28 protein-coding genes are annotated in these 22,232 nt (G+C 67.3%); 14 read left to right on the plus strand and 14 right to left on the minus strand.

All coding sequences use genetic code 11. From position 1 onward, the window contains the following. Positions 1 to 52: 52 nt before the first annotated feature. Positions 53 to 739 (minus strand): hypothetical protein, encoded by a 687-nt coding sequence (locus FFS72_RS09835; protein WP_249353223.1) that lies wholly within the window; start codon positions 737 to 739, stop codon positions 53 to 55. Positions 740 to 1,089: 350 nt separating this feature from the next. After that, the gene (locus tag FFS72_RS09840) at positions 1,090 to 1,752 is read right to left on the minus strand and encodes a hypothetical protein (RefSeq protein WP_137873770.1); all 663 of its coding nucleotides are present in this window, start codon (positions 1,750 to 1,752) and stop codon (positions 1,090 to 1,092) included. Between the two features lie 205 nt (positions 1,753 to 1,957). On the opposite strand from FFS72_RS09840, the gene FFS72_RS27105 reads away from it, so the two are divergent. After that, positions 1,958 to 2,077: a DUF2510 domain-containing protein gene (locus tag FFS72_RS27105; RefSeq protein ID WP_137873771.1), complete on the plus strand. Its 120-nt coding sequence runs from the start codon at positions 1,958 to 1,960 to the stop codon at positions 2,075 to 2,077. A 290-nt stretch (positions 2,078 to 2,367) separates the two neighbouring features. Here FFS72_RS27105 and FFS72_RS09850 read toward each other — a convergent pair whose 3' ends face one another. Both FFS72_RS09850 and FFS72_RS09855 read right to left on the minus strand, forming a co-directional pair. Continuing rightward, a complete protein-coding gene (locus FFS72_RS09850) occupies positions 2,368 to 3,030 on the minus strand; it encodes a response regulator (RefSeq protein ID WP_137873772.1) in 663 nt (220 codons plus the stop codon). Between the two features lie 71 nt (positions 3,031 to 3,101). Next, positions 3,102 to 4,238 carry a sensor histidine kinase gene (locus FFS72_RS09855; RefSeq protein ID WP_137873914.1) on the minus strand — a complete coding sequence of 379 codons (1,137 nt, stop codon included), beginning with the start codon at positions 4,236 to 4,238 and terminating at the stop codon, positions 3,102 to 3,104. Between the two features lie 263 nt (positions 4,239 to 4,501). Here FFS72_RS09855 and FFS72_RS26770 point away from each other — a divergent pair, with 263 nt between their 5' ends. From FFS72_RS26770 to FFS72_RS09895, 9 genes are all read left to right on the plus strand, one after another. Beyond that, entirely contained in the window at positions 4,502 to 4,954 is a 453-nt protein-coding gene (locus tag FFS72_RS26770; RefSeq protein ID WP_137873773.1) for an Rv1352/Rv1906c domain-containing protein, read from the plus strand. Positions 4,955 to 5,149: 195 nt separating this feature from the next. After that, entirely contained in the window at positions 5,150 to 5,704 is a 555-nt protein-coding gene (locus tag FFS72_RS09865) for an MmpS family transport accessory protein (RefSeq protein ID WP_137873774.1), read from the plus strand. Between the two features lie 168 nt (positions 5,705 to 5,872). Next, entirely contained in the window at positions 5,873 to 6,250 is a 378-nt protein-coding gene (locus tag FFS72_RS09870; protein WP_137873775.1) for a DUF4234 domain-containing protein, read from the plus strand. Positions 6,251 to 6,329: 79 nt separating this feature from the next. Beyond that, a complete protein-coding gene (locus FFS72_RS09875; protein WP_137873776.1) occupies positions 6,330 to 6,755 on the plus strand; it encodes a hypothetical protein in 426 nt (141 codons plus the stop codon). Between the two features lie 123 nt (positions 6,756 to 6,878). After that, positions 6,879 to 7,040 (plus strand): hypothetical protein, encoded by a 162-nt coding sequence (locus tag FFS72_RS26400; protein WP_171018620.1) that lies wholly within the window; start codon positions 6,879 to 6,881, stop codon positions 7,038 to 7,040. A 140-nt stretch (positions 7,041 to 7,180) separates the two neighbouring features. Then, positions 7,181 to 7,459, plus strand: coding sequence for a hypothetical protein (locus FFS72_RS09880; RefSeq protein ID WP_137873777.1), 279 nt, complete (start codon positions 7,181 to 7,183; stop codon positions 7,457 to 7,459). 203 nt (positions 7,460 to 7,662) lie between these two features. Then, positions 7,663 to 8,733 carry a hypothetical protein gene (locus FFS72_RS09885; RefSeq protein ID WP_137873778.1) on the plus strand — a complete coding sequence of 357 codons (1,071 nt, stop codon included), beginning with the start codon at positions 7,663 to 7,665 and terminating at the stop codon, positions 8,731 to 8,733. A gap of 132 nt (positions 8,734 to 8,865) precedes the next feature. Further along, entirely contained in the window at positions 8,866 to 9,315 is a 450-nt protein-coding gene (locus FFS72_RS09890) for a hypothetical protein (RefSeq protein WP_137873779.1), read from the plus strand. A gap of 284 nt (positions 9,316 to 9,599) precedes the next feature. Further along, on the plus strand, positions 9,600 to 10,283 hold the full coding sequence (locus FFS72_RS09895; protein WP_137873780.1) for a hypothetical protein: 684 nt from the start codon (positions 9,600 to 9,602) through the stop codon (positions 10,281 to 10,283). 126 nt (positions 10,284 to 10,409) lie between these two features. On the opposite strand, the gene FFS72_RS09900 is transcribed toward FFS72_RS09895, so the two are convergent. After that, the gene (locus FFS72_RS09900) at positions 10,410 to 10,838 is read right to left on the minus strand and encodes a hypothetical protein (protein ID WP_137873781.1); all 429 of its coding nucleotides are present in this window, start codon (positions 10,836 to 10,838) and stop codon (positions 10,410 to 10,412) included. A gap of 957 nt (positions 10,839 to 11,795) precedes the next feature. Here FFS72_RS09900 and FFS72_RS09905 point away from each other — a divergent pair. Continuing rightward, positions 11,796 to 12,287, plus strand: coding sequence for a DUF7832 domain-containing protein (locus FFS72_RS09905; RefSeq protein WP_137873782.1), 492 nt, complete (start codon positions 11,796 to 11,798; stop codon positions 12,285 to 12,287). 68 nt (positions 12,288 to 12,355) lie between these two features. Here the strand turns inward: FFS72_RS09905 and FFS72_RS09910 are convergent, their stop codons facing one another. After that, the gene (locus FFS72_RS09910; RefSeq protein ID WP_137873783.1) at positions 12,356 to 13,846 is read right to left on the minus strand and encodes a hypothetical protein; all 1,491 of its coding nucleotides are present in this window, start codon (positions 13,844 to 13,846) and stop codon (positions 12,356 to 12,358) included. Positions 13,847 to 13,852: 6 nt separating this feature from the next. Then, on the minus strand, positions 13,853 to 14,029 hold the full coding sequence (locus tag FFS72_RS26405; RefSeq protein ID WP_171018621.1) for a hypothetical protein: 177 nt from the start codon (positions 14,027 to 14,029) through the stop codon (positions 13,853 to 13,855). 209 nt (positions 14,030 to 14,238) lie between these two features. Here FFS72_RS26405 and FFS72_RS09915 point away from each other — a divergent pair, with 209 nt between their 5' ends. Together FFS72_RS09915 and FFS72_RS26775 are read left to right on the plus strand one after the other, a co-directional pair. Continuing rightward, positions 14,239 to 14,586, plus strand: coding sequence for a hypothetical protein (locus FFS72_RS09915; RefSeq protein ID WP_137873784.1), 348 nt, complete (start codon positions 14,239 to 14,241; stop codon positions 14,584 to 14,586). Between the two features lie 270 nt (positions 14,587 to 14,856). Further along, positions 14,857 to 15,777: a hypothetical protein gene (locus FFS72_RS26775; protein WP_249353224.1), complete on the plus strand. Its 921-nt coding sequence runs from the start codon at positions 14,857 to 14,859 to the stop codon at positions 15,775 to 15,777. A gap of 90 nt (positions 15,778 to 15,867) precedes the next feature. Here FFS72_RS26775 and FFS72_RS09925 read toward each other — a convergent pair whose 3' ends face one another. The 7 genes from FFS72_RS09925 to FFS72_RS09955 form a co-directional block, all read right to left on the minus strand. Continuing rightward, entirely contained in the window at positions 15,868 to 16,950 is a 1,083-nt protein-coding gene (locus tag FFS72_RS09925) for a tyrosine-type recombinase/integrase (RefSeq protein WP_137873785.1), read from the minus strand. A 443-nt stretch (positions 16,951 to 17,393) separates the two neighbouring features. Then, positions 17,394 to 18,285 (minus strand): IS5 family transposase gene (locus FFS72_RS09930; RefSeq protein ID WP_212744340.1). Its coding sequence is split into 2 segments (ribosomal slippage): positions 17,394 to 17,894 and positions 17,896 to 18,285, totalling 891 coding nucleotides; the frame shifts between segments, so codons are not numbered across the junction. A 33-nt stretch (positions 18,286 to 18,318) separates the two neighbouring features. Then, positions 18,319 to 18,522, minus strand: a complete 204-nt coding sequence (locus tag FFS72_RS09935) for a hypothetical protein (RefSeq protein ID WP_137873786.1) — start codon at positions 18,520 to 18,522, stop codon at positions 18,319 to 18,321. Positions 18,523 to 18,559: 37 nt separating this feature from the next. Continuing rightward, on the minus strand, positions 18,560 to 19,117 hold the full coding sequence (locus FFS72_RS09940) for an LppA family lipoprotein (protein ID WP_137873787.1): 558 nt from the start codon (positions 19,115 to 19,117) through the stop codon (positions 18,560 to 18,562). Then, on the minus strand, positions 19,114 to 20,808 hold the full coding sequence (locus FFS72_RS09945) for an alpha/beta hydrolase (RefSeq protein ID WP_137873788.1): 1,695 nt from the start codon (positions 20,806 to 20,808) through the stop codon (positions 19,114 to 19,116). Before FFS72_RS09945 ends, FFS72_RS09940 begins: the two co-directional genes overlap by 4 nt. Further along, the gene (locus tag FFS72_RS09950; RefSeq protein ID WP_171018622.1) at positions 20,809 to 21,114 is read right to left on the minus strand and encodes a type VII secretion target; all 306 of its coding nucleotides are present in this window, start codon (positions 21,112 to 21,114) and stop codon (positions 20,809 to 20,811) included. It abuts the gene before it with no gap. Between the two features lie 149 nt (positions 21,115 to 21,263). Further along, positions 21,264 to 21,665, minus strand: a complete 402-nt coding sequence (locus FFS72_RS09955) for a hypothetical protein (RefSeq protein ID WP_137873790.1) — start codon at positions 21,663 to 21,665, stop codon at positions 21,264 to 21,266. 165 nt (positions 21,666 to 21,830) lie between these two features. Here FFS72_RS09955 and FFS72_RS09960 point away from each other — a divergent pair, with 165 nt between their 5' ends. Next, positions 21,831 to 22,214: an SHOCT domain-containing protein gene (locus FFS72_RS09960; RefSeq protein WP_137873791.1), complete on the plus strand. Its 384-nt coding sequence runs from the start codon at positions 21,831 to 21,833 to the stop codon at positions 22,212 to 22,214. Positions 22,215 to 22,232 lie beyond the last annotated feature (18 nt).

A 22,232-nucleotide genomic window follows, 5' to 3' on the forward strand; every position in this document is an offset into this window, starting at 1 on the left:
GTCGGCTTGCGCCGCACCAACGCACGCCGCGAGGCGGCTGGAGCTCGGCAAATCAGCTTAAGACCGTCGACTCCCCAATCGTCTGTTCCTCGATTTCCGGTGCGGATCCATAGACGGCGCGAGCATCTCTGTGCGACAGCTGCGGTGGATCCGTTCGCAGGTGCGCGGCCACTTCATCGAGCAGTGCAAGGAGGTCGCCGCGCTTCAGAAGGCCACGTCCCCCGTAGACGCGGCCCTCGGTCTTCTTGGTGATGGTGCGGTCCCCGAAGCGGGCGGTGAGGGCCCAGTATCCGTCCTGGCCGGCGCGGCGGCGCTTCCGCTTCTGATCGCCTTCGTTCCCGCGCTGCTCGGCTTCCGCAGTCGGCCGGTCGAACGTATTGCCGTGTGCCAATCCGTTTCGCACGTGCTTGAAGAAGACTAGGACAGGCGCTTTGTCGAAGTACTTACGCTCGTCGAGCGCAGCTCCGACGCGGATGATGGAGAGTTCGAGCCAACTCTCAATGACGGCCCATTGTCGGTCCTTGTCGAGCTGCGAAGCCTCGACGACCTCGCGGATCGGCAGCGTGTAGTCCGACTTTCCGCTGCGCCGCAACCGAATCTGATCACGGTCGAGATTGACTCCAGACTCGTCAAGCAGACGGTCGGCCTCGGGGTTCACCGCCATAGTGAGGCCGACCGCGGTCAGGACGAAGTGCCCCTTCAGTCGGTCGATAAGGTCCGCGATCTCCTGTGCAGTCACGCGGCCAATGGTCTCACTGGACGGCGTGCGCAGGTGTGGCAGATCCGTGGCCGCTGGCATCTGGATCAGTGTTCGGTGTTCGGGGCAGGGTCCGGGCCCCCGCTGCGTGTGATGAATCGGTCGGCGACAACGAAGAATCCGCCCGCCGCGATCATTGTTGCCGCCAGTCCACCGTCAAGCCACCACATATCGTTCCGCCTCGTGAGCCGGATCAAATTGTGGCGCTGTGCGCGACAATCAGTCCCGCGAGGCTCTGGTATCGGTAGTAGGCGTAAACGGCGACAGTGCACCACACGAACGCGCCGACCGCTGGCCACACGCGTGGGAGGATCGGCCGGCCGTTTGGGTGTTCAGCGGAGGACTTCGACGATGTGCGCAACGAGGAACGGATCGCGACGCTTCGACCCAAACATCTCATCGCCCGTCAGGTAGGGGTTGCCGATCTCAGCGAAGATCTTGAGGTTGTCGCCGTGGGCGAGCACGCCGAGGTTGGCCTTCTCTCCGACAATGGCGACCTGGGCCGAACCGCTACTTAGGCCGACGAGTGGACCGAGGTCGTCGTGGCTGATCGATGCCTCGAAGTATGTTCCCGCTGTCGACGTGTCGAAGTCGGGTGCTAGTTCGTTGATCTTGCCGTAGAACACGATACGGGATCCGACGAAGGGGTACTGATACTTGTCGAGGTCGCCGGATGGGAACATCATCTTCTCGAACTCGCCGGAGGAGACCTCGAAGTAGCTGTCGGGGCTCCGCAGACTGGGGTCATTGGCCGCCTCGAGTCCAGCGGCGAGCTGCTGTGGATTCGTCGGAGCGTCAACCGCACCTACACTTACGGACTCATCATCGCGAAGGGCATCGGTGACGGTGCCGGTGAGGAAGCCCAATCCAATGAGTGCGATGATCGCGATGGCTGCCAGCGCGCCTCGATCGGTTACCCACCACGGACGTGCTTTGCGGCTTTGGCTGGTCCTGCGGCCGGATGGTTCGCCGGGAGGTGTGGGTTGGGACGGCACTGCGACAGTGAACCATGTCGCTCTGTCAGGTACGGCGTGGCAGCCCGCCGCGATCCGGAGAACGCAGGGGACGGCGCCTGCGACGCATCCCCGGATTGGGCCGGGTTTGCTCGCGCCGGCAGTGCGGCCTTTTTGGGATGCCGGTTCGCCTACGGCTCAGGAATGTCCGCCGTTCGACTGACAGATAGCTGCGTGTGATATCCCCATGGCAACTCCGGGGTGGTACCCAAATCCAGAGGGCACGAACTCCGTGAGGTACTGGGATGGACAGGAATTGCGGCAGGTTGCTGAGCCGAGCCAAAGTCCGGCCACCTCGGCAACCTAACCGTCAACGCCCACTCCGACTCCGAGCTGAAGCGCTCGAACCGGCGCTGGTGGATCGGACTCGGGGCAGCCAAGAAGTAACCCTCGCATCGTCGCGCGAGAAGTGGAAAGGGTGCGCCAAAGTCTACGTTGATCACTATCGCGAACGAATGGTGCACGCGCTGCAGTAGTAGTGCGGGCCAGCGGCCCCGCCACCAGCCGCCGTGACCTGAAGGCCGTGTGCGCCCGACTGACGGGCGTGCCCGGCCGTCACGCCAGGGTGCGCCGCGCTGTCCGCCGGGCGGCGATACGTCAGCTCACGATCCCTGCCCGGAACGCGGTCAGCGCCGCCTCGACGCGGTTGCGGGTGCCGAGTTTGGTGAAGACCGAGGAGATGTGGGTCTTGACGGTCGTTTCGCTCAGGAACAGCGCGGTGGCGATGTCCGCGTTCGACGCGCCGGACGCCAGGGCCTGGAGGACGTCGCGTTCACGCTCGCTGAGCGCGCCTACGTTGACCGGCACCGCCGCGGTAGCCGGTGGCGGCGGTGAGGCGCCGGCGACGATGCGCCGCAACGAGTCCTGGCTGAACAGGCTGTTGCCCGCGGCCACGGCGCGGACGGACTGGTGGAAGGTTTCGGGGGCTTCGTCCTTGGAGAGGAAGCTGTGGGCGCCGGCGGTGACAGCCTGGATGACGAGGTCGTCGACGTCCATCGCGGTCATCGCGATCACGCGCGGCGGGTCGGGGAGGGTCATGAGCTGGCGGGTGGCTTCGAGGCCTCCGACGCGACGCATCTTGAGGTCCATCAGCACCACGCGGGGGCGGTGGGTGGCGACGGCGGCGGGCACCTGGTCACCGTCATCGACACCGGCGACGACGGTGATGTCGGTGGCCGCAGCGAAGATGTCGGCCACGCCTCGCCGGACGAAGGGGTCGTCGTCGACGATGAGCACGGTGATGACGTCGGCAGTGGTCATGGTGCCCGTCAGGGTATTACCTGGCGGCGCGCGCCGATGAGGGGACTGGACGATCAGCGTCCGGCTCTCGTTCAGGCGTACCAGGGGAGCCAGCAGGTGGCGACGAACTCGGTGCCGAGCACACCGGCGTTGAAGGTGCCGCCGATCTCGCCGGCCTGTTCGGCGAGTCCGCGCAGACCGGAGCCTGACCCGGGCGGCACGTTCGGGGGCAGTGCACTGAGGTTGTTGCGGATGTCGATGCGGATGCCGTGCTCGGCGGCGCCGCTGATCGAGATGCGGATGGTCTGGTCGCTCGCGTATTTCTGTGCGTTGGTGAGCGATTCCTGCACGACCCGGTAGGTGACGTGACCGGACACCGTTCCGACGTCCCCGGGTTGAAGGTCGGTGTACAGGGTGGCGTGCAGGCCCGCGGCCCGCGCGGACTGAACGAGTTCGGCGACGCTGTCGATGCCCTGGTGGCCGCTCGGTCGGGCGTTCGCGGCCGCGGATCCGCGGAGCACCCCGACGATGTGCTTGAGATCGTCGAGCGCGTCGTGGGCGGTGGATCGGATCATCGAGGCAGTGTTGGCGATCTTCTCCGGGTTGTCGGCGCCGTTGACCTGGAGGGCGCCGGCGAACAACGAGATTCGGCTCAGGCTCGCGGCGAGGGTGTCGTGCATGTCCCGGGCGATGCGGGTGCGTTCCTCTGTCCGGATCACCTCGTCGCGCATCACGTGACTTTGCTCGGTCGCGAGATCGCGGCTGTGCTCGGCTTGCGCCAACTCGGACCGGGTGTGCTTGAGCATCGCCGCGCCCACCACGATCGCCACCAGGACCGCGGCGACGAACCACGGAATCCACACGGCGATTTCCCATTCCGGTTTCGGTGCCCCCTTCTCCGGCCGCGTCACAGCCATGGTGAGCACCGAGTTGTCGCGGGTGCGGTGGGCGTCGTACGTCAGAGACGCGGCGCACGCCAGGTACACGGCGATCGTCGCGGCGGCCAGGCGCTCCCCGCGCTCGGTCTTCGCGATCGCGTAGAGCACGATCAGCGCGGCGGTGGCGTCGGTGGAGAAGAACAGCGGCCCCGCCAGTGCGGCCGCGAGGACGATCCAGGGGTGTTCGTGCCGCCACACCAGCGCGACTGCCGCACCGAGGTTCAGCAGCAGCCCAAGGGCGAGGTTGACGTCGTGCACATTCCCCGAATCCGCGGAAAGCCCGAGCGCCATCAGGGTGCCGAACACGCTCAACGCCACCGCGCCCGTTGTCCAGGCGCGGCGACGAATGGTCTCGGAAATCGCGGTCACCGCATGGAGGCTACGCAACGACCCCGGCAGGTCGGCAGGACCCGAAAGGTGGAGATGCGCGATGAGGTCCGACCGAAAGTACGACCCACTCCGCCCGATCAGACGAGGCGCCGAACCCGCCGGATCGAGTGAGCTATGAGCACTGCTCGAACAGTCACGAGCACACCGACTCGCCAGGAGACCCAATGCACAAGACCGCCACCGCGATCGCCGGCTCCATCGCCGCCGCCGGCCTCGTCCTCGCGGGCGCCGGCACCGCCAACGCCGCCCAGACCGCCGCCCCCGGGGAAGGCACCTACCTCGTCGGCGCCGAGCTCGCCCCCGGCCAGTACGCGGCATCCGGCCAGGTCGACGACTACATGGGCTGCTACTGGAAGCGCCTGTCCGGCACCACCGGCGGCTTCGAGGACATCATCGCCTCGGACTACACGCACGCCGAGCGGGTCATCGTCACCGTCCTGCCCTCGGACTACGCGTTCGAGTCCGAGTACTGCGGCACCTGGACCCGCATCGGCGACGTGCCCGTAGCCCCGCTTCCTGACCTGACCGGCCCCGTCATCGGTGCCGCCGTTGTCGGCAGCGCGATGGTCGGCAGCGCTGTCCTCCCGCTCGTGATGGCCGGTTCATCCGGCGTCTGACCTGCCCACCCTGATCAGATGCGGTAACGAAGCCGTCCCGTCCCCCGAAATGCGGGGAAGAGGGGGTTTCGTCATCGCTCCGCTGGGTGAACCGATCACGCACGGGCGGATCCATTTTCGGACCGCCCCGGGGTCGCGATCGGACGCCACCTGCGCATCACACCAGCAAGGCGACATTCCCGAGGAGGAATCGAAGTGACGGACCCGAACCAGCCGTACCCGCACGGGCAGAATCTGCCGCCCGCGCCGAAGAAGCGCAAGATCTGGCCGTGGATCGTCGTCGGCATCCCGGTGCTGCTCTTCGGCGGCTGCACCGTGGCAATGGTCTCCACCGTCGACAACGAGGAGAAGGCCACCGCCAGCTCCGGAGCCGGAGCCGCGGAGGTCGGCGAGCAGAACCCGCCCGCAGAGGCCCCCGACCAGGGCGCACCGGCGCCGGCACTGCCGCCGCTCAAGGCCGCCGAGCCGTCAGGCAAGGGCAAGACGGTGGTCTACGAGGTGATCTCGGACAGCGGCACGCTCAACAGCGTGACGTACTTCGATGAGAACAGCGCGATCCAGCAGGAGTCCTCACCGTCGGCGCCGTGGACGAAAACCGTGAAGAACACCTCGACGTTCGTGATCGCAGGGGTGACCGCTCAAACCGATGGCACGTCGGTGACCTGCCGGGTGTCCATCGACGGGGAGGTCGAGGATGAGCAGACCGCGACCGGGCAGTACGCGCTTGTCAGTTGCACGGCCGGGCCGTGATCCGGCACCCTCGTCGACCTGCCGACAGCGTCGACGCCCCATAGACCGGTGCTTGACGGCCCGGGCCCCGCGCAGCCAACAGCGCGGGGCGCCACCGAGGTCCACGGAACGTCGACCAGTTACCCGCCCAGCCCACCTCGAGACCAGCGAACCGACCAAAGGACGAACATGACCACCACACCGACTGCAACGCAGAACATCTCACCCATCAAGCGGCGCAACCCGTGGGCGGTGTGGATCGGCCTCCCGCTGATCACCCTCGGCATCTACTTCTTCGTCTGGTACTACAAGATCCACCGCGAGATGGCCGACCAGTCCCGCGACCCGAACGCCCCCGTGGCGGGCCCGCTTCTCGTCATGATCTTCCTGGGCTGGATGGGAATCCCGTTCCTGATCAGCTTCTACCGCACCGGTAATCGCATCCGGGAGGCACAGATGCGAGCCGGAGTCGAGGGCACCTGCAGCCCCGTGATCGGGATGCTCCTGTGCTTCGTGTTCGGCCTCGGCAGCTTCTACTACCAGAACGAGCTGAACAAGATCGCGTGACCGCTCACCCGGCACGGAACGTCCTTTCACCCGACCACCCACCGCTGATGCCCCGATCCCATCACGACAGGACCCGACCATGAAGCTCCGCAGACTCGCTCCGATCGCCGCCGCGACGGCCGGTATCGCCGCGCTCACCAGCACTGTCGGTATCGGTACCGCCAACGCCGCCGGCACCTACCGGCCCGGCGACACCATCGTGTCCATCGTCGGCTGGGGCGGCCCCTCGAGTTGCATGGGGTTCTCCTGGTGGGAGGACAACGGTGCACGCTCGACCGGCACGGTGTGTGGCGGCGTCGCCCAACACAGCTTCGTCGCCCGGCAGGGCCATTGGGTGGGCCTCGAGCCTCGAGCGGCATCGGACACGGCGATCTCCTGCACGGTCTACAACGCGTCGAACGGTCAGGTCCTGTACCAGAACCAGCACTACTGGGACACGATGAGCGGATCGATCGACGGGATCCTCGACACCCCCAGTAACTTCTGCATGGTGCAGCTGCGGTGACGCGCCGGGGCTTCTCGAAACCCACCGTCGCTCGATTGGGCTCTGATGTCGGCATTCGGTGAACGACTGTGGGATGACTCAATCTTCACGCCGCCAGGTCAACCTCGGCCGAAGCCTCAGTTGGTGTTCTCGCTGCTGACCAGGCTGAGGCTGACCCGCGCCACGCGGGCAGAGAAGGAAGCCGGCATCCGTGAATGGCTCAGCACCCACAAGCCCACCGAACACTTCCTTCGCGACCTCGAGCGTGAGGGGTTGCTCCACCTGCTCCCCGATTCGAGGCCATGACGTGCTTCATTGCGCGACTCGGCGAATGTTCGAGAAGGCGATCCCCGCTGCCGGGGACGTATGGATCACTGTTCGACGACTTCGGTGTCGTCCTCGACCAGTGAGGTCCTGTACATCCATGGCTCCGGAAAGGGAACGAAGTGAGCGCAGCAGCTGAACTGGAGAAGATCCTCAATCGCCTATCCCAGGGCGAGATCGACCTCGCTACGGCAGTCGACGCGGTCCAACGGATGGACAAGCGCGGCGGTCCGCCATCCCGGCAGGGGAGGCCTCGTGGACCGAGGAACACCTACGAGCAAGTGATGGCCGACCCAGACGGCGGCGAAGTCCCCGACAGTCTCGGAAACATCCTCTCGAGCGCGTTCGTCAACGGCGAGATCACCGACGAGCAGTTCGACGAACTGGTCAAGCTGCTCTGACCTCGAACGAGGACGGACTCGGCGACGTCAGCGGAACGTGAAGTGGCCCGGCCACCTTCGGGTGGCCGTGCCCGCGAAGCTCATCCACCACGTCTGTCGCTGGGACAGGGTCGTGGCACCGGGGTCTCCCCGTCGTCGAACGGTGCTGCGGTGGTCGTGGCCGTGCGCGCGCGGTGCCACGACAATCGGCATACTCTTCGCCGATGTCGCTCACCAGCCAGATCAAGTCCCCGACCTCACCGTTCATGCGGTTCGCGGCCGTGGAGCTCCCGAACAGCGCGGCGGTGACCGCACTCAAGGACGGCATACACCGCAGGAAAATCGCCGCTGCCGCGAGCCATGACGGGAAGCGACCGGACTGGCCGCTCATCGGAACCAGCATCGACTTTCGGCTGCGTCTCGCGTTCTCGCACACCGCTCCAGTACCGGAATGCGCGCAGCGCGGCTACCGGGGCCTCGCGCGAATGGCGCGACCCGGCGGATGCGAGACGCTCCTTTCGGACCTCGCCGCCGCGATCACCAAACTCCTCGCCCAAGGCCCACCCCCCGGCGCCGCGGCCGACGCCATCCACTCCGAATCCGCTGAGGTGGAGCTCATCCGACTCTGCGCCGTCGCCGCCCAACTCGACCAGCTGTATCGCAACCCACTCCTCATCGAGAAGACGGTGCTCCTCGACGACGAACGGCGGATCGTCACGCTCGACCGCGCCGTCGAGCAGATCTCATGGTTCGTCGTCGACCAAATCCGTGACCAGGTCCACCTGTCCGGCACAGGACTCGCGCCCGTGCGGTCACAGTTCATGCAGGCGCTGCCGGGCCCGACGTTCGCCGGCTCCGATCTCATCGGGGGCGCCGACGCGGATCTCCTCGTCGATGACCTGCTCCTCGACTTCAAGTCGACCCACGAAGCAACGACGATCGCCCGCCGCGACGTCTACCAGCTCGCCGGATACGTGCTCCTCGACTTCGACGACGTCCACGAGATTCGTCGGGTCGGGGTCTACTGGACCCGCCATGGCGTGTTGCGCATCCTGTCCACCGACACGTTCTTCGAGCTGCTCGGCGCGCGGAAGCCGGTCGACCAGCTGCGATCGGAGCTTCGCTCACTGCTCGGCGAGGACCGTGCTGCCCGACAGCTTGCCCTGCGCAAACAGATCCCCGCCGCCACCTCCACCGACCCCGCACCACAACCGGCGCCGGTGCCCGTCGCGCCGGTCCGGCCGGGTCGGATCCGGGCCGCGATCCGCACCGTCCGCAGCGCCCTCCACCGGTAGCCGCGGAGCGTGACGCCCTCGAGCGCCTGACACCCCGGGCGATGGTCCGCAACACAGGTGCCGCACCGTCGAGAGGCCCTCACGAAGCTGGATCCAGCAAGCAGACCGGATCAGCAGAAGCGAGGACAAGGCATGCCGCAGAACGAGTTCAAGGCAGGCGACAAGGTCATCATCAACCCGATGTTCGCGAGCAAGGATCGCCGGGACCGGATCTTCGAGGTGGTGAAGAAGAACCGGGTCAACTACCTGCTCAAGCCCGTCGACGGCGTTGGTCCGGGAGTGAACGCGCAGCCCGGTGCATTGCTGCCCGCGCCGCAGCACCTGCTGGACAGGCCGATCGCGCCGGTCGCGGCATTGTGTATCGGTGCCCTGGTACGGGTCAAGGTATCGAGGAACATCGACCCCAGCACGTTGTTCGTGGTGCTATCCAACGGACCGAAGTTGAAGATCGCCGAACTGGGCGGCAACGACGACAACTACTGGACCGTCCCGCGCTCCAATGTGGAGAAGGTGAGCATCGACCTCGTGTCGGCGAAGGCCAGCGTCACCGTCCTCGAACCCGGCGTCGCGGCGAACAACTGACCTGAACCCACCCCCAGCTCCACCGGCTGGGGGTGGGTTTCGCGGTGCGCGCTGAACCGTCCGACGGCCGGAGCACCCGGAATCCGTGCGCGCCGACCCGGGAGTCGTCGACCCGCGAACGTCCCGCTCGACCCACCGGCACCTATCCGCCGCCTGTTCCTCACCGCGCGGGCTCGCCTCCGACTGTCCGCCCGGCCGACGTCGGTGTTCGACTATGCCGCAGCCATTCTCGTCGTATAAGACCGTCATGGGGTCATCGCTCACCACGACGAAAGGAACCCGACATGGGAGCCGACCTGATCACCGCCATCCACAAGGTCCCCGCACCGGCACCGACCGCTACCGATGTCGTCATCGGAATGCTCGACGCCTACAAGGCAATCATCGACGCGGCGACCCCCCAGCAGATCGCCGAGGCGATCACGCTCGACCACTACTTCGGTGTCGACGACTTCGGGGTCGACGACGACGAGTTCCACGACGGGGTTCCCGCCGCCATCACCCAAATCGCTGGCAGCGAGGAGGCCGTCGCCGCGGCGCGCAGTCACCTGTACGAGACCGCCGAGACGTACGCGGTCGGCCACTGCAATGCGCGCGCCGATCTCTGCATCGGCGGAATCCAGGTCGCGCTCTACGGCGGCATGTCCTGGGGAGACGAGCCCTTCGACGGGTTCGGTGCCGTATGCGCGTTGTCGTATCTGCCCGGCCTCGGGGTGGAGTCCACGGCGTCGGTGGAGCCGTGGCTGAGCGATCGGGTTCTCGGCAGCCTCACCGATGACTCGGGACTGGACACCGAGTTGGTGCGGTGGATCGCCACTCACCCCGCCCAGGTGCGGGGACTCGTCGAGTTGGAGATCGGCGCCCGGGAATCGGTGATCGCCGACGTCATCGAATCGGTGCTCAGCGACCTCGAGGCTGAGGTGCGGTCGGCGGTGCACGCGGAGGTCGCTGCCCGCGTCGGGCGGTAGCGCACCGGCCCACCATCGGCCAGTCGGGCGGTGGTGGGCCGACACCCGATCGATCCTGGTGTCCTCACACCGGGGACCGCAGAGCGATGCGCTGGGGGAGTGGCTGTCCGGGACGCACGGCCCGTCTTAGGGGCGGGTGCAGCCGTTTCCTGCGCACATCCAGCCGTTTCCGAGCATCACACCGGATTCTGGTCCTGGTATGACGTTGCCGTTCTCGTCGCACAGCACGTCGTAGCCGCAGGTGTATGGAACGACGACCTCGTGGGTGCTGGGGTCGGCCATCTGCACTCCGTTGGGATACGTGCAGACGTTTCCGTCGCAGACAGGGGTGTTCGCTGCTGCCTCGGCCGCGACCGCCTGATCTTGGACGGACTGGCAGTAGTCGGAGTAGCCGGTGACTGTGCCGTCTGACCAGTAGGTGGTGACGGGCCCCATCCCGGGTTGGCAGTCGACGATGACCGCTTCCTGGGCGACGACCGCTTCCGTCGCGATTGGATCCTGAACCGTCGTCGCCGGAGCGGGGGTGTCCTGAGCTGCCGTGGGTGTGGTCTCCATCGTCGTTGAGACACTGGAGAGCTGCACCGAAGATGTTTGCTCAGTAGATGCGTTTGGATCAGAACTGCACCCGAACAGCGTCAATGCCGCTGCCACCGTGATTGCCAGCTGCCATCGCTTCATACCGCCTATACCGGCGGCGGGGACTCGCCCGTTACTCCCTGCAGTAGTGCGGCGGCGTTCTCGTCGTACGCACCACCAGCACGACAGGAGCTGTCCGAGCGGCCCGGCCGGGGCGCGACCGCCTGATCTGGCGGCCACGATCCGCGGCGACGTCTCAGCGCCCGACCCGCCCCGGATGATCCCCGGCCCCGGCCTCCAAGGTCGGCGCGCTCACGTGGCCCGCCGCAAGCCGCTGCCAGCGAGCCGCGCCGGTTCCCCCGCACCCGAGGCACGCGGCGCCGCGACGCATGTCGATCCGTCGGCCCCGGCACTTCGGGCACCGGTCCGGCCGAAACTCCACGCACCCGGCCCGGTTCGCAGCGCCGGAACTCGGCGAGGACCGCAGTGCGCACGTCCGGGTCGGAGGTGCGCAGCAGCATCGCCAACTGGCGGTGGGGGACTTCGCGGGTGACGATCGCCGCCCACTCTCGGCCGGTACGCATCGGAGTCTGTTTCATGGCGAAAACCTATGGCGGCGTGGACATCAGCGCGGCAACCCGGATGCGAGCATGCCCACTGCCGGGTGACATCGACATGCGACCATCCCACGAGGAGAGCCGACGCAGGGGACTGGATCCTGACCTGTTGCCGCCCAGCAGTTCCGCACCTGTCAGGCCCTGACCCGAGGATCGTCCCCATCAGGTACGGCGAGTCCGATCGCGGCCAGCGCAACTGCATAGCCGACAGTATCCGTCTGCGCCGTCGGCTGGCTTCGCTGAACTTCCGCGCGATGAGACGGCCGGCTCGTGCTCGACTCGGAGCAGGTCGGTCGATGGGAGGGGTAGCGTCGCGGCCGTGACGACGAAGTACGACGATGCGTCCTGGCACTCCGAGGGCGAGGGCTACCCGCCCGACGCCGGCCCGGCGGCGGCCGCGACCCACATCGGCGTGTTTCTCGCGTGGGCGGTGCTCGGTGGGCACGTCTCGCAAGAGCTCGCCGAGGACGCGGCGCACGAGCTCGCCGCGCTGCGCGAGCGCACGACGACGCCCGCCGCCTTCGTGCTCGCCGTGTGCGACGGGAAACTCGTCGACGAGGACCTCGACGAAGTCGCTGCCGCGTTCGCGACCGCGTACTACGCGGGTGGCGACCAGTCGACCGAGGACGACGGTGGGCTGTACTTCGAGGACTACATCGACGCGGTGAGCCCCGGCGACGGCGAACCCGAAGACGTCTACCGCGTCCCCGACACGTGGGAGACGTACGACCTCGTCGGCCCGCTGGTCGACGCCCGCTTCACCCAGTGGGACGACGAGGGCCGCCCGGCCGTCCTGCGGCACCGCGCCTGAGATGACTGCGCCGATGCCAGTCACGACCTGATCGCGTTCGCGATCTCCGCGGCACCGGCGGGGCAACCTCACTCGTCGTAGGCGCCGGGCTGGTTCGTGATCTGCCACTGGCCGGGGCCCGCGAGGACAACGACCTCCGACTCAGCCAAACATCCGATCCCGGTCCGAGGTGTTGACAGGATGCGGCTGACCGGGACGGTCCCCGAGATCACCGCCGACACCTCAGCCTCCCCACCGGACCGCGAAAACAGCTCCGCGACCCGATAATCCAAGGTGAACGACGACACCGGATTCATCGGGATCTCCCGCCGGTACGTCGCCGCCGGATCGTCCGGATCCGAACTGGTCGGGTCGTACCAGCTCGGGGGAGTCCGCGACGAGTCCCCGCCATCGACGACGTCCTCACCCCACCCCATGCCCCGATGCACCGACACCTCGGTGATGCCGGCGTCCGCGAAGAACTTCTGCGTGAGCGCGTACTGGGCGTTGGTGACGGCCCGAGCCCGCGCCAGCCGCAGTCGATGCAGCGGCTCCTTCACCTCGCTCAGCGTGGTGTGGGTGGGATTGCCGATCAGCTCCTGCGCCGCCGTCTGAAAATGCCAGGCCGACGACTGCGGGTCGGCGCTGAACCCGTACGCCCACTCAGCGACGGTCGCCGACAACGCCTCCCGGCGCGCCACCTCCCGGGCCTGCCCCCGCGTCAGCGGCTCGTCGTCCGCGTCGATCTCCGCGTTGACCGGGTGCGGCCACGCCGGGTCAGCCGGATCGCACACCGCCAGCTGCCCCCGCTTGGTCTCGTAGAACACCGCCCGCGGGTCATCCAGTACTGCGCACAACGCCGGCATCAGCAGGTCAGCATCGGGTACATCCCGCGTGTGCTCGAGCAGCTGGTCGACCACGCTCACCTTCGCGGCCTGCGCCCACGGCTCCAGTCCGCCGCTGAGGACCTCAACGTGGAACGGAGCGATCAGATCATTCACGGCGTCAGCCAGTGCGACGTCCGGGTCGGCGTGCGACCCGTAGCGGTCCTCGAACGCGGCCGCCGCGCCACCGGTCAACTCGATGTCGAGGAACTTTCCCGCCATGACGCCAGAGTGGTGCGCGGCAGCGATGTCGGGAGTCGACGGCGCCGGGGCCGGCGTGGTCAACAGCGTCGGGCATCGGTGTGTGGCCGCAGTGAATTGCCCACACACGCGGCAGCGGTCACCCCGCGCCGCGGCCCACTGAGCCGGATCCGTTGGCGGCGCACCGATCGCACGCCGGTACGCGGCGTCGTTCGCCGCGCGCCGGGCCAGACCCCGGGTCAGGGCCCGGTGGTACCGGTCGGCGGCCCGGTGGTCACCCCGGGCGTCGCTCGCCGCGGCCAATGCCGCGAGGTTCTCGGCGCCGCGGGCGGTCGAGGCGAACGTCACCTCGGCGTCGGCGAGCTTGCTCGCAGCATGGGCGAGATCGGCGAGGTCCCCGCGGGCCGCAGCCTCGTACCGGTCCAGTGTCTGCTGGTAGGCGTCGGCGGCGGACCCGAAGCATCGTTGCCCGCCTTCCGCCTTCGACCTGCACACCGGCGGTCAGTGCGCGCGGTGGGCGTCGGCGACGAGCTCGGCCGGCAGCCGGCGCCTGTCGACGTTCTCGAGGATCCAGTCGCGGGCCTCGGCGGAGGTCACCGCGCGGGTGGCCGCGAGGTCCGCGACCGTCACAACCAGCTGACCGTTCGGTGTGCGGACATCCCAGCTGCGTACATCCATGGCAGATCTCCAGTCTCTCGTCGAGCGGTCGCGTGGGCGTGATTGATCGCGTGCGACCGCGGTCGCTCCGACCTGGGCCGGAGCGTGCAATTGTCAAGTCGCGCGATACTATTCACCGCTGTTCTGGGTCGGTGCCCGCTGCGAAGCCGGCCCGAGGTTGGGGAGTGCGGGGCCGGGTCCACCGAACGCCCCCTACTACGGTGCGACGCATGACGATCCGGAAGCCGACCCCCTGCGCCTGGTGCGGCCGCGACATCACCCACGAGGGGACGGGACGGCGACGCCGCTACTGCAAACCCTCGTGCCGCCAACGCGCCTACGAGCAGCGGAACGCGCTGCGCAACCAGTCCGCGATCCCCGCCGACGCCATCGTCCTGTCCATCGAGGACAGACAGAATCAGGCCGACCGTCTCTTCGCGGTCCGCTGCGCCGCCGAGGATCTCGCGACAGCCGTCCAGGAGCGCGCCGACCACGACGAGCTCGAGGTCATGTGCGCGGCGCTGCTCAGCGCCGCGCTGGACGCCGAGTGCATCCGCTCACCCAGACCAGGCGCATGACGGTGGGTCCTCGTGCCGAAAGGCATCCGGAGGTCACCATCGTCGGTGTCGGCGACGACAGCCGCGCGGTCATCGAGTCCATCGCCCCGTGCCAAGACGGGTGCCACTCCGGCCCAAGGCAAGGTCCTGACCCCGGGTTAGGTGACCGCCTCCGTCGGCCCTCCGACTGCCCGCGGCGACCCCCGGAACAGGGTGAACGAGGCGTCGGGACAGCACCGACTCGCAGCGATCGGCAGAGCACCGAGGGCTCAGACGTGCGACGATCCCAGAATGAACTGGACAGTAGCTGGCCGGGTCGGGGCTGCCGCGGCGGCAGCTGCGCTCACCGTGAGCATTGCCGCCTGCGGGAACAGCAACGACTCCACCACCGCCGAACAGACGGAAACCCCGACGAGCACCGCGACGGCGTCCACCACGACAGCGCGCCCGGAGCTACTGCCACTCGGAGCGGAGGCGCCGATCAACACCGACGGGTTCGCGTTGCGAGTCGCTGTCCTCAGCTTCGATCCGGCAGCAGCGCCCGACGCACCGGCCCCGCCCGGCGGCGGGCACTGGACCGCTGCCGAGGTCCGCACGTGCGTGGATACGGCGCCAAAACAGGTGACCGTCAACTGGTCGCCCTGGTCTGCCGTCGACACCACGGACGGCCGATACCCGACCTCAGACGTCACCTACAACCAGTTCCCACTTCCCGAGTACCCGATCGGATCCGAACCGGTGAACGTCGGCGATTGCGTGCGCGGATGGGTGGTATTCCCGGTCACCGATGGCGCCGTGATCAACCGAGTCCGGTACGCCCCGAACAACTCGGTGACCGCGACATGGAACGTCGCCGATGCGCCTCCGCCCACCTACATCCCGCCCACAACCCCGGTCGAACCCGAACCGACCTCAGTCGTGGAGGACACTGCCGAAGCGCCGGTCGAGCAACCAGCCCCGGCCTCCGGCGGAGTCACCGCCGTCGGGCAACCCTGCTCGTCACCGAGTTCGATCGGCGTCGACGTCAACACCGGCGACAACATCGTGTGCGTGTTCATGGGCGCGGGCGGTGGAAACGTGTGGGTGCAGACCGCGCCGATCGTCGGCGTCAACAACGTAGGCGACCCCTGCAATGACGGTGACAACGTGTCGAGGACCCCAGACGGCAAGGCCATCATGTGCGTACAGGGGGAGTGGATGTACGGACCGTAACACCCCTGGCGAGTGGCGGGCAGTCATCGCGCGCAGCGGAATCCAGCGAGGAACCAGATCAATCCCGCCTGATCCAGCGCCGAGAACCACTCACCCGCCGGCAGCCGACCGCACGGATGGATCTGGTGGGACACGCTCCGCCTCATCATCGAGGACCTCTGGGGCCCGGTGCATGTACGTGTAGGCGGGGTTGGTCGCGGAGGCCGCGCGGGTGTCCGCGCCAGCGCCCGCCGTGTACCGCTGCGTCGTAGTCATCGCCTCATGCCCGAGCAGCCGCATCAACGTGTACACGTTGACATCCGCGTCCGCGAGCAACGTCGCGAACGTGTGCCGCAACTGGTGCACGAGCGCACCCTTCGCGCGCTGCCCATTGATCCCAGCCCGCCGATAGGCCCGCGCGACGCGGTACTGGATCGTCGTCCCGGTGATGCGGTCACCGTCGGCGCCGACGAACAGGGGATCGGTGCCGCGGAACCGGCGCCACGGCGAGTCCGCGGGGGAGGAGCGGACCTTGCCGCTGCCGGGGAACCGCTCCAACCGGGACGCGAGGTAGCTGGTGAGCACGTCGACCAGTCCCGCCTCTGCGGTGAGCACGCGTTCCTTGTTCCCCTTGCCGTGCACCATGATCGCCTTCGTCCGGCCACTCGCGTCGATGTCACGCAGGTCGCCGATGTTCATCACCACCAGCTCGGAGAGCCGACACCCGGTGAGGAGCGCGGTCAGCACGATCGCGAAGTCCCGTTCCTGCCAAGCCCGAACGTGGTCGTCATCGGGACCGGACAGGCTGGCCAGGAGCCTTTTCACCGCATCGTTGTCGAACGACTTGGGGATCGTCTTGGGCTGCTTCGGCCGCAGCACCGCAGACATCGGGTTGGCCACGATGCTGTCCGCGGTGAACAGGTACTCGCACAGGCCGTTCCATGTCGACCAGCACCGCCGGATCGACGCCGCGGAGTGGGTGCCCGCGAAGTCCGCGAACACCGCCCGCATCTGGTCCTTCGTCACGACGTCGCACCCGAGCTGGTCGACGGTCGTACCGTTCAAGTCAGCGAGACCCTTCGCGATCGCGGTGAAGTCCTGCCGGAGCGCCTTCACCGTGTGCGCAGACGGCTTCGCGGTGCTGCGATGCACCAGGAACTCCTCGAACCGCGAGGCGAGCAGATCATCGTCCATGGCACCAATTCTGCCCGGCGCATTCACGTTTGCTGCGCTCCCACCCGGTGTCGACCGCCCTTGATCGGCGGCTTCGTAGCTTTCGATCGCTGGCAGCAGTGGCGCCACGAGTCGCATCAGAAGTCACGGACGGCAGCTACATTCTCGGTATTCAGGTGACCGCCAACCGGTCGCCCCGGGTGAGCGGTCAGGAGCACACAGTAGGGGAGATGAACCCGACACAGGTCCGCAGTGATGCTCAGCGGGTAATCGATCACGGAGGACAGTGCGAGTGGCCGGGCTACATCGGTCTGGTGTTGTCGGTCCGGCGAGACGGTAACCCTTCTCGCACTCATCGCGCGGCCGGGATTCAGGCCGAAGTTCAACGCCTTGGCAGTGACCACCATGCGGGTCATGACGGGGAGGGTGACGAACCTGGCGAAACGGGGCCTAGAGCGTGTCTCCTAATCGGCGAGACGCTTGAGCCAGGCGCAGACCGCTGATAAGAGCACCCCGGCCCGATAGGTGAGAGCGAGTTTGTCGTAACGAGTGGCCAACCCTCGCCACTGCTTGACTGCAGCGAAAGACCGCTCGACGACATTGCGGCCCTTGTATTTCTCGGCATCGAAGCGGACCGGACGACCACCACGACTGCCTCTCCGGAGACGATTGCGTTTCTGGTCGTCCGGTTCCGCGATCACCGCCTCGATCCCGCGTGATCGCAGCAGTGCCCGGTTGGATTTCGACGAGTAAGCCTTGTCGCCGAGCACCGCATCGGGACGTGTTCGTGGCCGACCCGGGCCGAGCCGAGGGACCGACAAGGCGTCTATCAGGTACGTGAACATGGGCGAGTCGGCCGCCTGACCTGGCCCTACGAGCACAACCAGTGGTCGACCGTTCCCGTCGGACAGCTGGTGAATCTTCGTCCCCAGGCCGCCGCGGGAGCGGCCGAGTGCGTGGTCATCGGGTTCGGTGAGCAGGTTCTTGTAATTCGACAGATCCCCCTGTGTTCCGACTCAGGTTCGTGCCGTGCTGGTGGGCGCGGCAGATCGTCGAGTCCACGGACACGGTCCAGTTGATGTCACCGGCAGAGTCGGCATGTGCCAGCAGTGTCGCGAGGATTTCGTCCCAGGTGCCGTCGCCGGCGTACCGGCGGTGGCGTTTCCAGATCGTCTGCCACGGACCGAATTCGGTAGGCAGGTCACGCCACGGCACACCTGCTCGATACCGGTACACGATTCCTTCGACGACCTTGCGGTTGTTCCGGAACGGACGCCCCTTGTGTCCGTCGGACGAGGGCAGCATCGGTTCGATCAACGCCCACTGGGCGTCGGACAGGTACTCGGTACGTGACACGACGCCCAGTGTCGTTGATCGCGGCGCTCCTATTTAGGAGACACGCTCTAGTGCGCTCGCCCCCTTCGCGACGAGGGCGGAGTCGGTGATGGTCAGCGCGGTGATGTGGCCGGCGGCGTCGACTTCGATGGTGACGTGCCCGTCGACGGACCGGGCGCGTCCGCGGACGAGTGTCACCGCGTCGTGGACGCGGCGTGCTTTCGCGGCGAGATCGGCGAGCGGCGCGTTAATCGTCATGAGCGGCTTTCGGAGTCGTCGGGCGGCAGGCGAATCGCTACGGCGTCGGGTCCGTGCGGGAGGCGGGCAGACGGCAGCCGGTGTGGGCGCTGATGAGAGCGTTCACCTTGGAGCCGAGCATGATGCGATCGCCGCTGTCACTGGTGAGGACCACGTCGTGGTCGCCGGGCTTGTCGACGCGGACGGTGAGATCGGTGATCCCGAGGGGAGCGGCGATGTCACGGGCGGACTGAAGGATACGAGGCCAGGCCGCGTCGGAGATCGGAACGGGAGTGACGAGTTTCTGCAGATAGATCTTGAGGCCGTCGGTCTTGGAAAAAGCGCCGCCACATCCACCCTGGGATCGTTCGTCCTGCCATTCCCAGCGCAGTTCCGGTGCGATCGCCGTCGCGGCGTCGGCGATCTGAACGACGACGGCGGTGAGTTCGGCCTCGGTTTCCTCGAGGGTGGGCAGGCTGGGGAGTTGCGCTGCGGCTGCGGCGATCTCGTCGTCGGTGTGGTTGTAGGGGTTACCCATGAGGTCTCCGCATGCGGTGGTCAGAAGTGTCAGGGTGGCGGCGAGAGCGGCGAGCAGTGGCAGGGTGCGTCGGGTCATCGGTGCACCACCTGGTCGGGGAGTCCGGCCACGATCGAGGCCATGTTGTATCCGGACATTCGGAGCTCCTTGTTGTCGCCGAGTTGGGGATATTCGCTGTGGGAGCCGACGCCGTCGCGGGCGACGCCGTCCGGGCTGGTGCCCGCGTCGGTGGCGAGTTGTTCGAAGTCGGAGGTGCTGGGGTCCGGTCCGAACAGGTGTCCCTTGCCTGCCTCGGGGATCAGGATGTCGCCGTCGGCTTCCATCACGTAGCCGTGGCCGTCGGGGAGGCCGAGGTCGGATTCGTCGTCGGCGTTGATGCCGGGTGATCCGTAGAACACGGCGTCGTCGACGGGCTGCCCGGGTCCGGGGTCTTGGAGGGCGAGGCCGGTGGTGAGGGATCCGTAGGAGTGCCCGAGGGCGGTGATGTGCGGGTCGGGTTGCGTCGATGCGACGTCGAGGCCGTCGTAGAAGGATGCGAGCTTGGGGGCGCCCGCGTTCGCCCGGTCGGTCTGGACGACGTCGCCGTAGCCGCGCAGGCCGTCCGAGACCGGGTTCGACGGGCCGCTGGTCGCCTGCGGTGGTTCGTATCCCAACCACGCGATGCTTGCAGCGGTTTCGTCGCCGCGCCCGGCGCGGATGAGTTGCTGCTTCGCTTCGGATCGAAGTGATGTGGTCTCGTCGACCATGCTGCCGAGGGACCCGTCGATGGTGGTGTTCAGTCCGGGGGTGGTGACGGAGATGTGGTCGGCGGTATCGGGATCGCCGACGGCGAAGGCGGCCATGCCGCGTTCGCCCGACTGCAGGTCGAGGAGCATCAGCCGACCGTCGGGGTTGTCGGCGACGATGTTCTCGAGTTCGTCGAGGTCGCGGAGTTTCTGTTCGGTGTACCAGAGTGCGGCGTCCTCGTTGGTGAAGGTGCCTCCGAAGACGTTGTCGTCGAGGTTGGCCCGGTGGCGATCGCGTTCGGCTTCGAGGCGGGCGCGTTCGTCGTCGAATCGGCTGACGTTCGCCTCGTGGCGCACCGCCGAGGGAATGCCGTCACGGTTGCCGACCCAGTCCGGATGTTCGTCGACGATCCCACGCCGTTGCTCCTCGGTGAGCGAGTCCCAGTACTGCTTGTTCTCCCTCGCGGACGCACCGGAGGCCGGTGGTTCGGGCAGGTCGCCCGCGGCGACGCCTGCCATCCTGCTGTCGCGGGCGTCGCCGAGTTCGGCGGTCGCGGCGTCGAGGGCGGCGCCTGCTCGGGCGTCGAGTTCGTCGACCGTGGCGAGGGCGGGTATCAGTCGCGCCTGGAAACCGGACGCCTGTTCGTCCAGTTGTGCTTGGAGGAGTAGGTCTGCGACCGGATTGCCGGTGACCAAGGGTGGCGCGGTCACCCGCCCGTCGTCGGCGACAGCGAATCCGGAGGTGAGTGCCTCGTCGGCTATGCCGATGGCCGTGCTTCCGGCGGCACCGATCGAGGCCGCGGCGTTCGTCAGCGCGTCGGCCTGCGCGGTCACCGCTGTGCGGATGCGGCGGGCCTGGTCGTGTTCCGTTTCGGAGCGCGCCCCCGCGGCCTTGCCCGCGGTGCCGCGCCACACGGTGTTGGCGACGTGGTCCCTGGCCGCGTCCGCTGCCTCGCCGAAAGTGCGGTTCGATTCGATGATCGCGGTGGCAGCGGCGTCGAGGAGGTCCGGTTGCCAGGTGCGGAGTCGTGACAGCGCGACCATCTAGACGTCCCCGGGAAGAGAGTCGAGATTGCGGCGGAAAGCCTCGTCGGCGGCATCGTATTCGCGCGCATTGCTTTCCGCTGTCGACGCCATGTCGCGCACGCGCTCGGCGGTGGCGCGGTAGGACAGGAGCAGCTGGTGCCCGGCACGGGCTGCCGATGCGGCGATCGAGGATCCTTGCATCGCAACGGTGACGGCGTTGATCGCAGTGGAAGGGTCGACGCCCGAGATCCGATCGGCCTCGCTGGTCAACGACGCAGCGAGCGAACGCAACGCGTCGGTGTCGACATCGAGCGGTTCTCCCACGCACATCCCCTCTGCCGGTCCGCGTCACACCTCGGTGGGTGCTTTGTGCGAATGCGTCGGCCCCGGCTTGGAACGGAGCTCATCGAGGTTTGACGCAGACGGGAGGTGCTCGGTTCCACCGAGTCGGAAAACCGTTGCTGTGCGGGGGACTACCTGCGCAGCCCGATGAAGTCGGCGACCCCGCGTCCGGCGCTCTCGATCATCCCGATCGGCTTCAACGCGATCTCGGCGACGCCGACGAGCCGTTCCACCCGGTCGACGACCGTTTCGAGGCGCGCGACGACGGCGACCATGCGTTCGGCGATGGCGTCGACGTTGTCGAGGGACTCCACGAACCGGTTCAACGCCCCGTCGAGGGTCGTGATGGTCGCGTTCATGTCGCCCATGGTGGCGTCGATGCCGGTGAGTGCGCCGTCAAGATCGGTGAGGATGGTGTCGACCTGGCTCACCGTGAGATCGGCGTTGAGTGCGGCCTGCGCGAGCCGGCGGAAGCGCTGCCGTTCGGGGAGGGGCTGGCCGGAGTCGGTTCGGGGGCCTGTCTTGTCGACCATGCGCCCGATTATTCACCGCCGTGTCGGTCGGGGAGTCGTCCCGCGCGGTTGTGACGACACGCACTCGTGGCGGCCTTCATAGCAATACATTGGCAAACACAATGTGCGAAGCTGTGCCGGTCCCGGACCTCGGGGCGATTCCTCCTCGGGAAAGTGGTTGCCCTCATGCTTGATTCGTTCTGGGATTTCCTCTGGTACACGCTGTTGGTGTTCGCGTTCGTGGCGTACCTGATCATCCTGTTCCAGATCATCGGTGACCTGTTCCGGGACCACAAGCTCAGTGGCGTCCTGAAGGCGGTCTGGATCTTCTTCCTCATCGTGCTCCCGTACCTGACGGCGTTCGCGTACCTGATCTTCCGTGGCCGCGGAATGAGCGAGCGGGCGTTCGCAGCGCACGCCGACGCGCAGAAGGCCGCAGACGCGTACATCAAGCAGGTTGCGGGCTCGGGCAACCCGGCCGAGTCGATCGCGTCGGCGAAGGCGCTGCTCGACTCGGGCACCATCGATCAGGCCGAGTTCGACCAGCTGAAGGCCAAGGCACTCGCCTGACAAAGACTCTCGGGCGCT

Source organism: Rhodococcus sp. Q, from assembly GCF_005503035.1.
Classification (GTDB): Bacteria; Actinomycetota; Actinomycetes; order Mycobacteriales; family Mycobacteriaceae; genus Rhodococcus_G.

Excerpts from the sequence above, each read along its gene's own strand:
- FFS72_RS09875 (WP_137873776.1), top strand. The coding sequence starts at position 6,330 with ATGAAGCTCCGCAGACTCGCTCCGATCGCCGCCGCGACGGCCGGTATC.
- FFS72_RS09885 (WP_137873778.1), top strand. The coding sequence starts at position 7,663 with ATGTCGCTCACCAGCCAGATCAAGTCCCCGACCTCACCGTTCATGCGG.
- FFS72_RS09935 (WP_137873786.1), bottom strand. The coding sequence starts at position 18,522 with ATGACGATTAACGCGCCGCTCGCCGATCTCGCCGCGAAAGCACGCCGC.
- FFS72_RS09955 (WP_137873790.1), bottom strand. The coding sequence starts at position 21,665 with ATGGTCGACAAGACAGGCCCCCGAACCGACTCCGGCCAGCCCCTCCCC.
- FFS72_RS26770 (WP_137873773.1), top strand. The coding sequence starts at position 4,502 with ATGCACAAGACCGCCACCGCGATCGCCGGCTCCATCGCCGCCGCCGGC.
- FFS72_RS26775 (WP_249353224.1), top strand. The coding sequence starts at position 14,857 with ATGAACTGGACAGTAGCTGGCCGGGTCGGGGCTGCCGCGGCGGCAGCT.
- FFS72_RS09855 (WP_137873914.1), bottom strand. The coding sequence starts at position 4,238 with ATGGCGCTCGGGCTTTCCGCGGATTCGGGGAATGTGCACGACGTCAAC.
- FFS72_RS09960 (WP_137873791.1), top strand. The coding sequence starts at position 21,831 with ATGCTTGATTCGTTCTGGGATTTCCTCTGGTACACGCTGTTGGTGTTC.
- FFS72_RS09890 (WP_137873779.1), top strand. The coding sequence starts at position 8,866 with ATGCCGCAGAACGAGTTCAAGGCAGGCGACAAGGTCATCATCAACCCG.
- FFS72_RS09870 (WP_137873775.1), top strand. The coding sequence starts at position 5,873 with ATGACCACCACACCGACTGCAACGCAGAACATCTCACCCATCAAGCGG.
- FFS72_RS09895 (WP_137873780.1), top strand. The coding sequence starts at position 9,600 with ATGGGAGCCGACCTGATCACCGCCATCCACAAGGTCCCCGCACCGGCA.
- FFS72_RS09900 (WP_137873781.1), bottom strand. The coding sequence starts at position 10,838 with ATGGAGACCACACCCACGGCAGCTCAGGACACCCCCGCTCCGGCGACG.
- FFS72_RS26405 (WP_171018621.1), bottom strand. The coding sequence starts at position 14,029 with ATGGATGTACGCAGCTGGGATGTCCGCACACCGAACGGTCAGCTGGTT.
- FFS72_RS09945 (WP_137873788.1), bottom strand. The coding sequence starts at position 20,808 with ATGGTCGCGCTGTCACGACTCCGCACCTGGCAACCGGACCTCCTCGAC.
- FFS72_RS09925 (WP_137873785.1), bottom strand. The coding sequence starts at position 16,950 with ATGGACGATGATCTGCTCGCCTCGCGGTTCGAGGAGTTCCTGGTGCAT.
- FFS72_RS09850 (WP_137873772.1), bottom strand. The coding sequence starts at position 3,030 with ATGACCACTGCCGACGTCATCACCGTGCTCATCGTCGACGACGACCCC.
- FFS72_RS09940 (WP_137873787.1), bottom strand. The coding sequence starts at position 19,117 with ATGACCCGACGCACCCTGCCACTGCTCGCCGCTCTCGCCGCCACCCTG.
- FFS72_RS09915 (WP_137873784.1), top strand. The coding sequence starts at position 14,239 with ATGACGATCCGGAAGCCGACCCCCTGCGCCTGGTGCGGCCGCGACATC.
- FFS72_RS27105 (WP_137873771.1), top strand. The coding sequence starts at position 1,958 with ATGGCAACTCCGGGGTGGTACCCAAATCCAGAGGGCACGAACTCCGTG.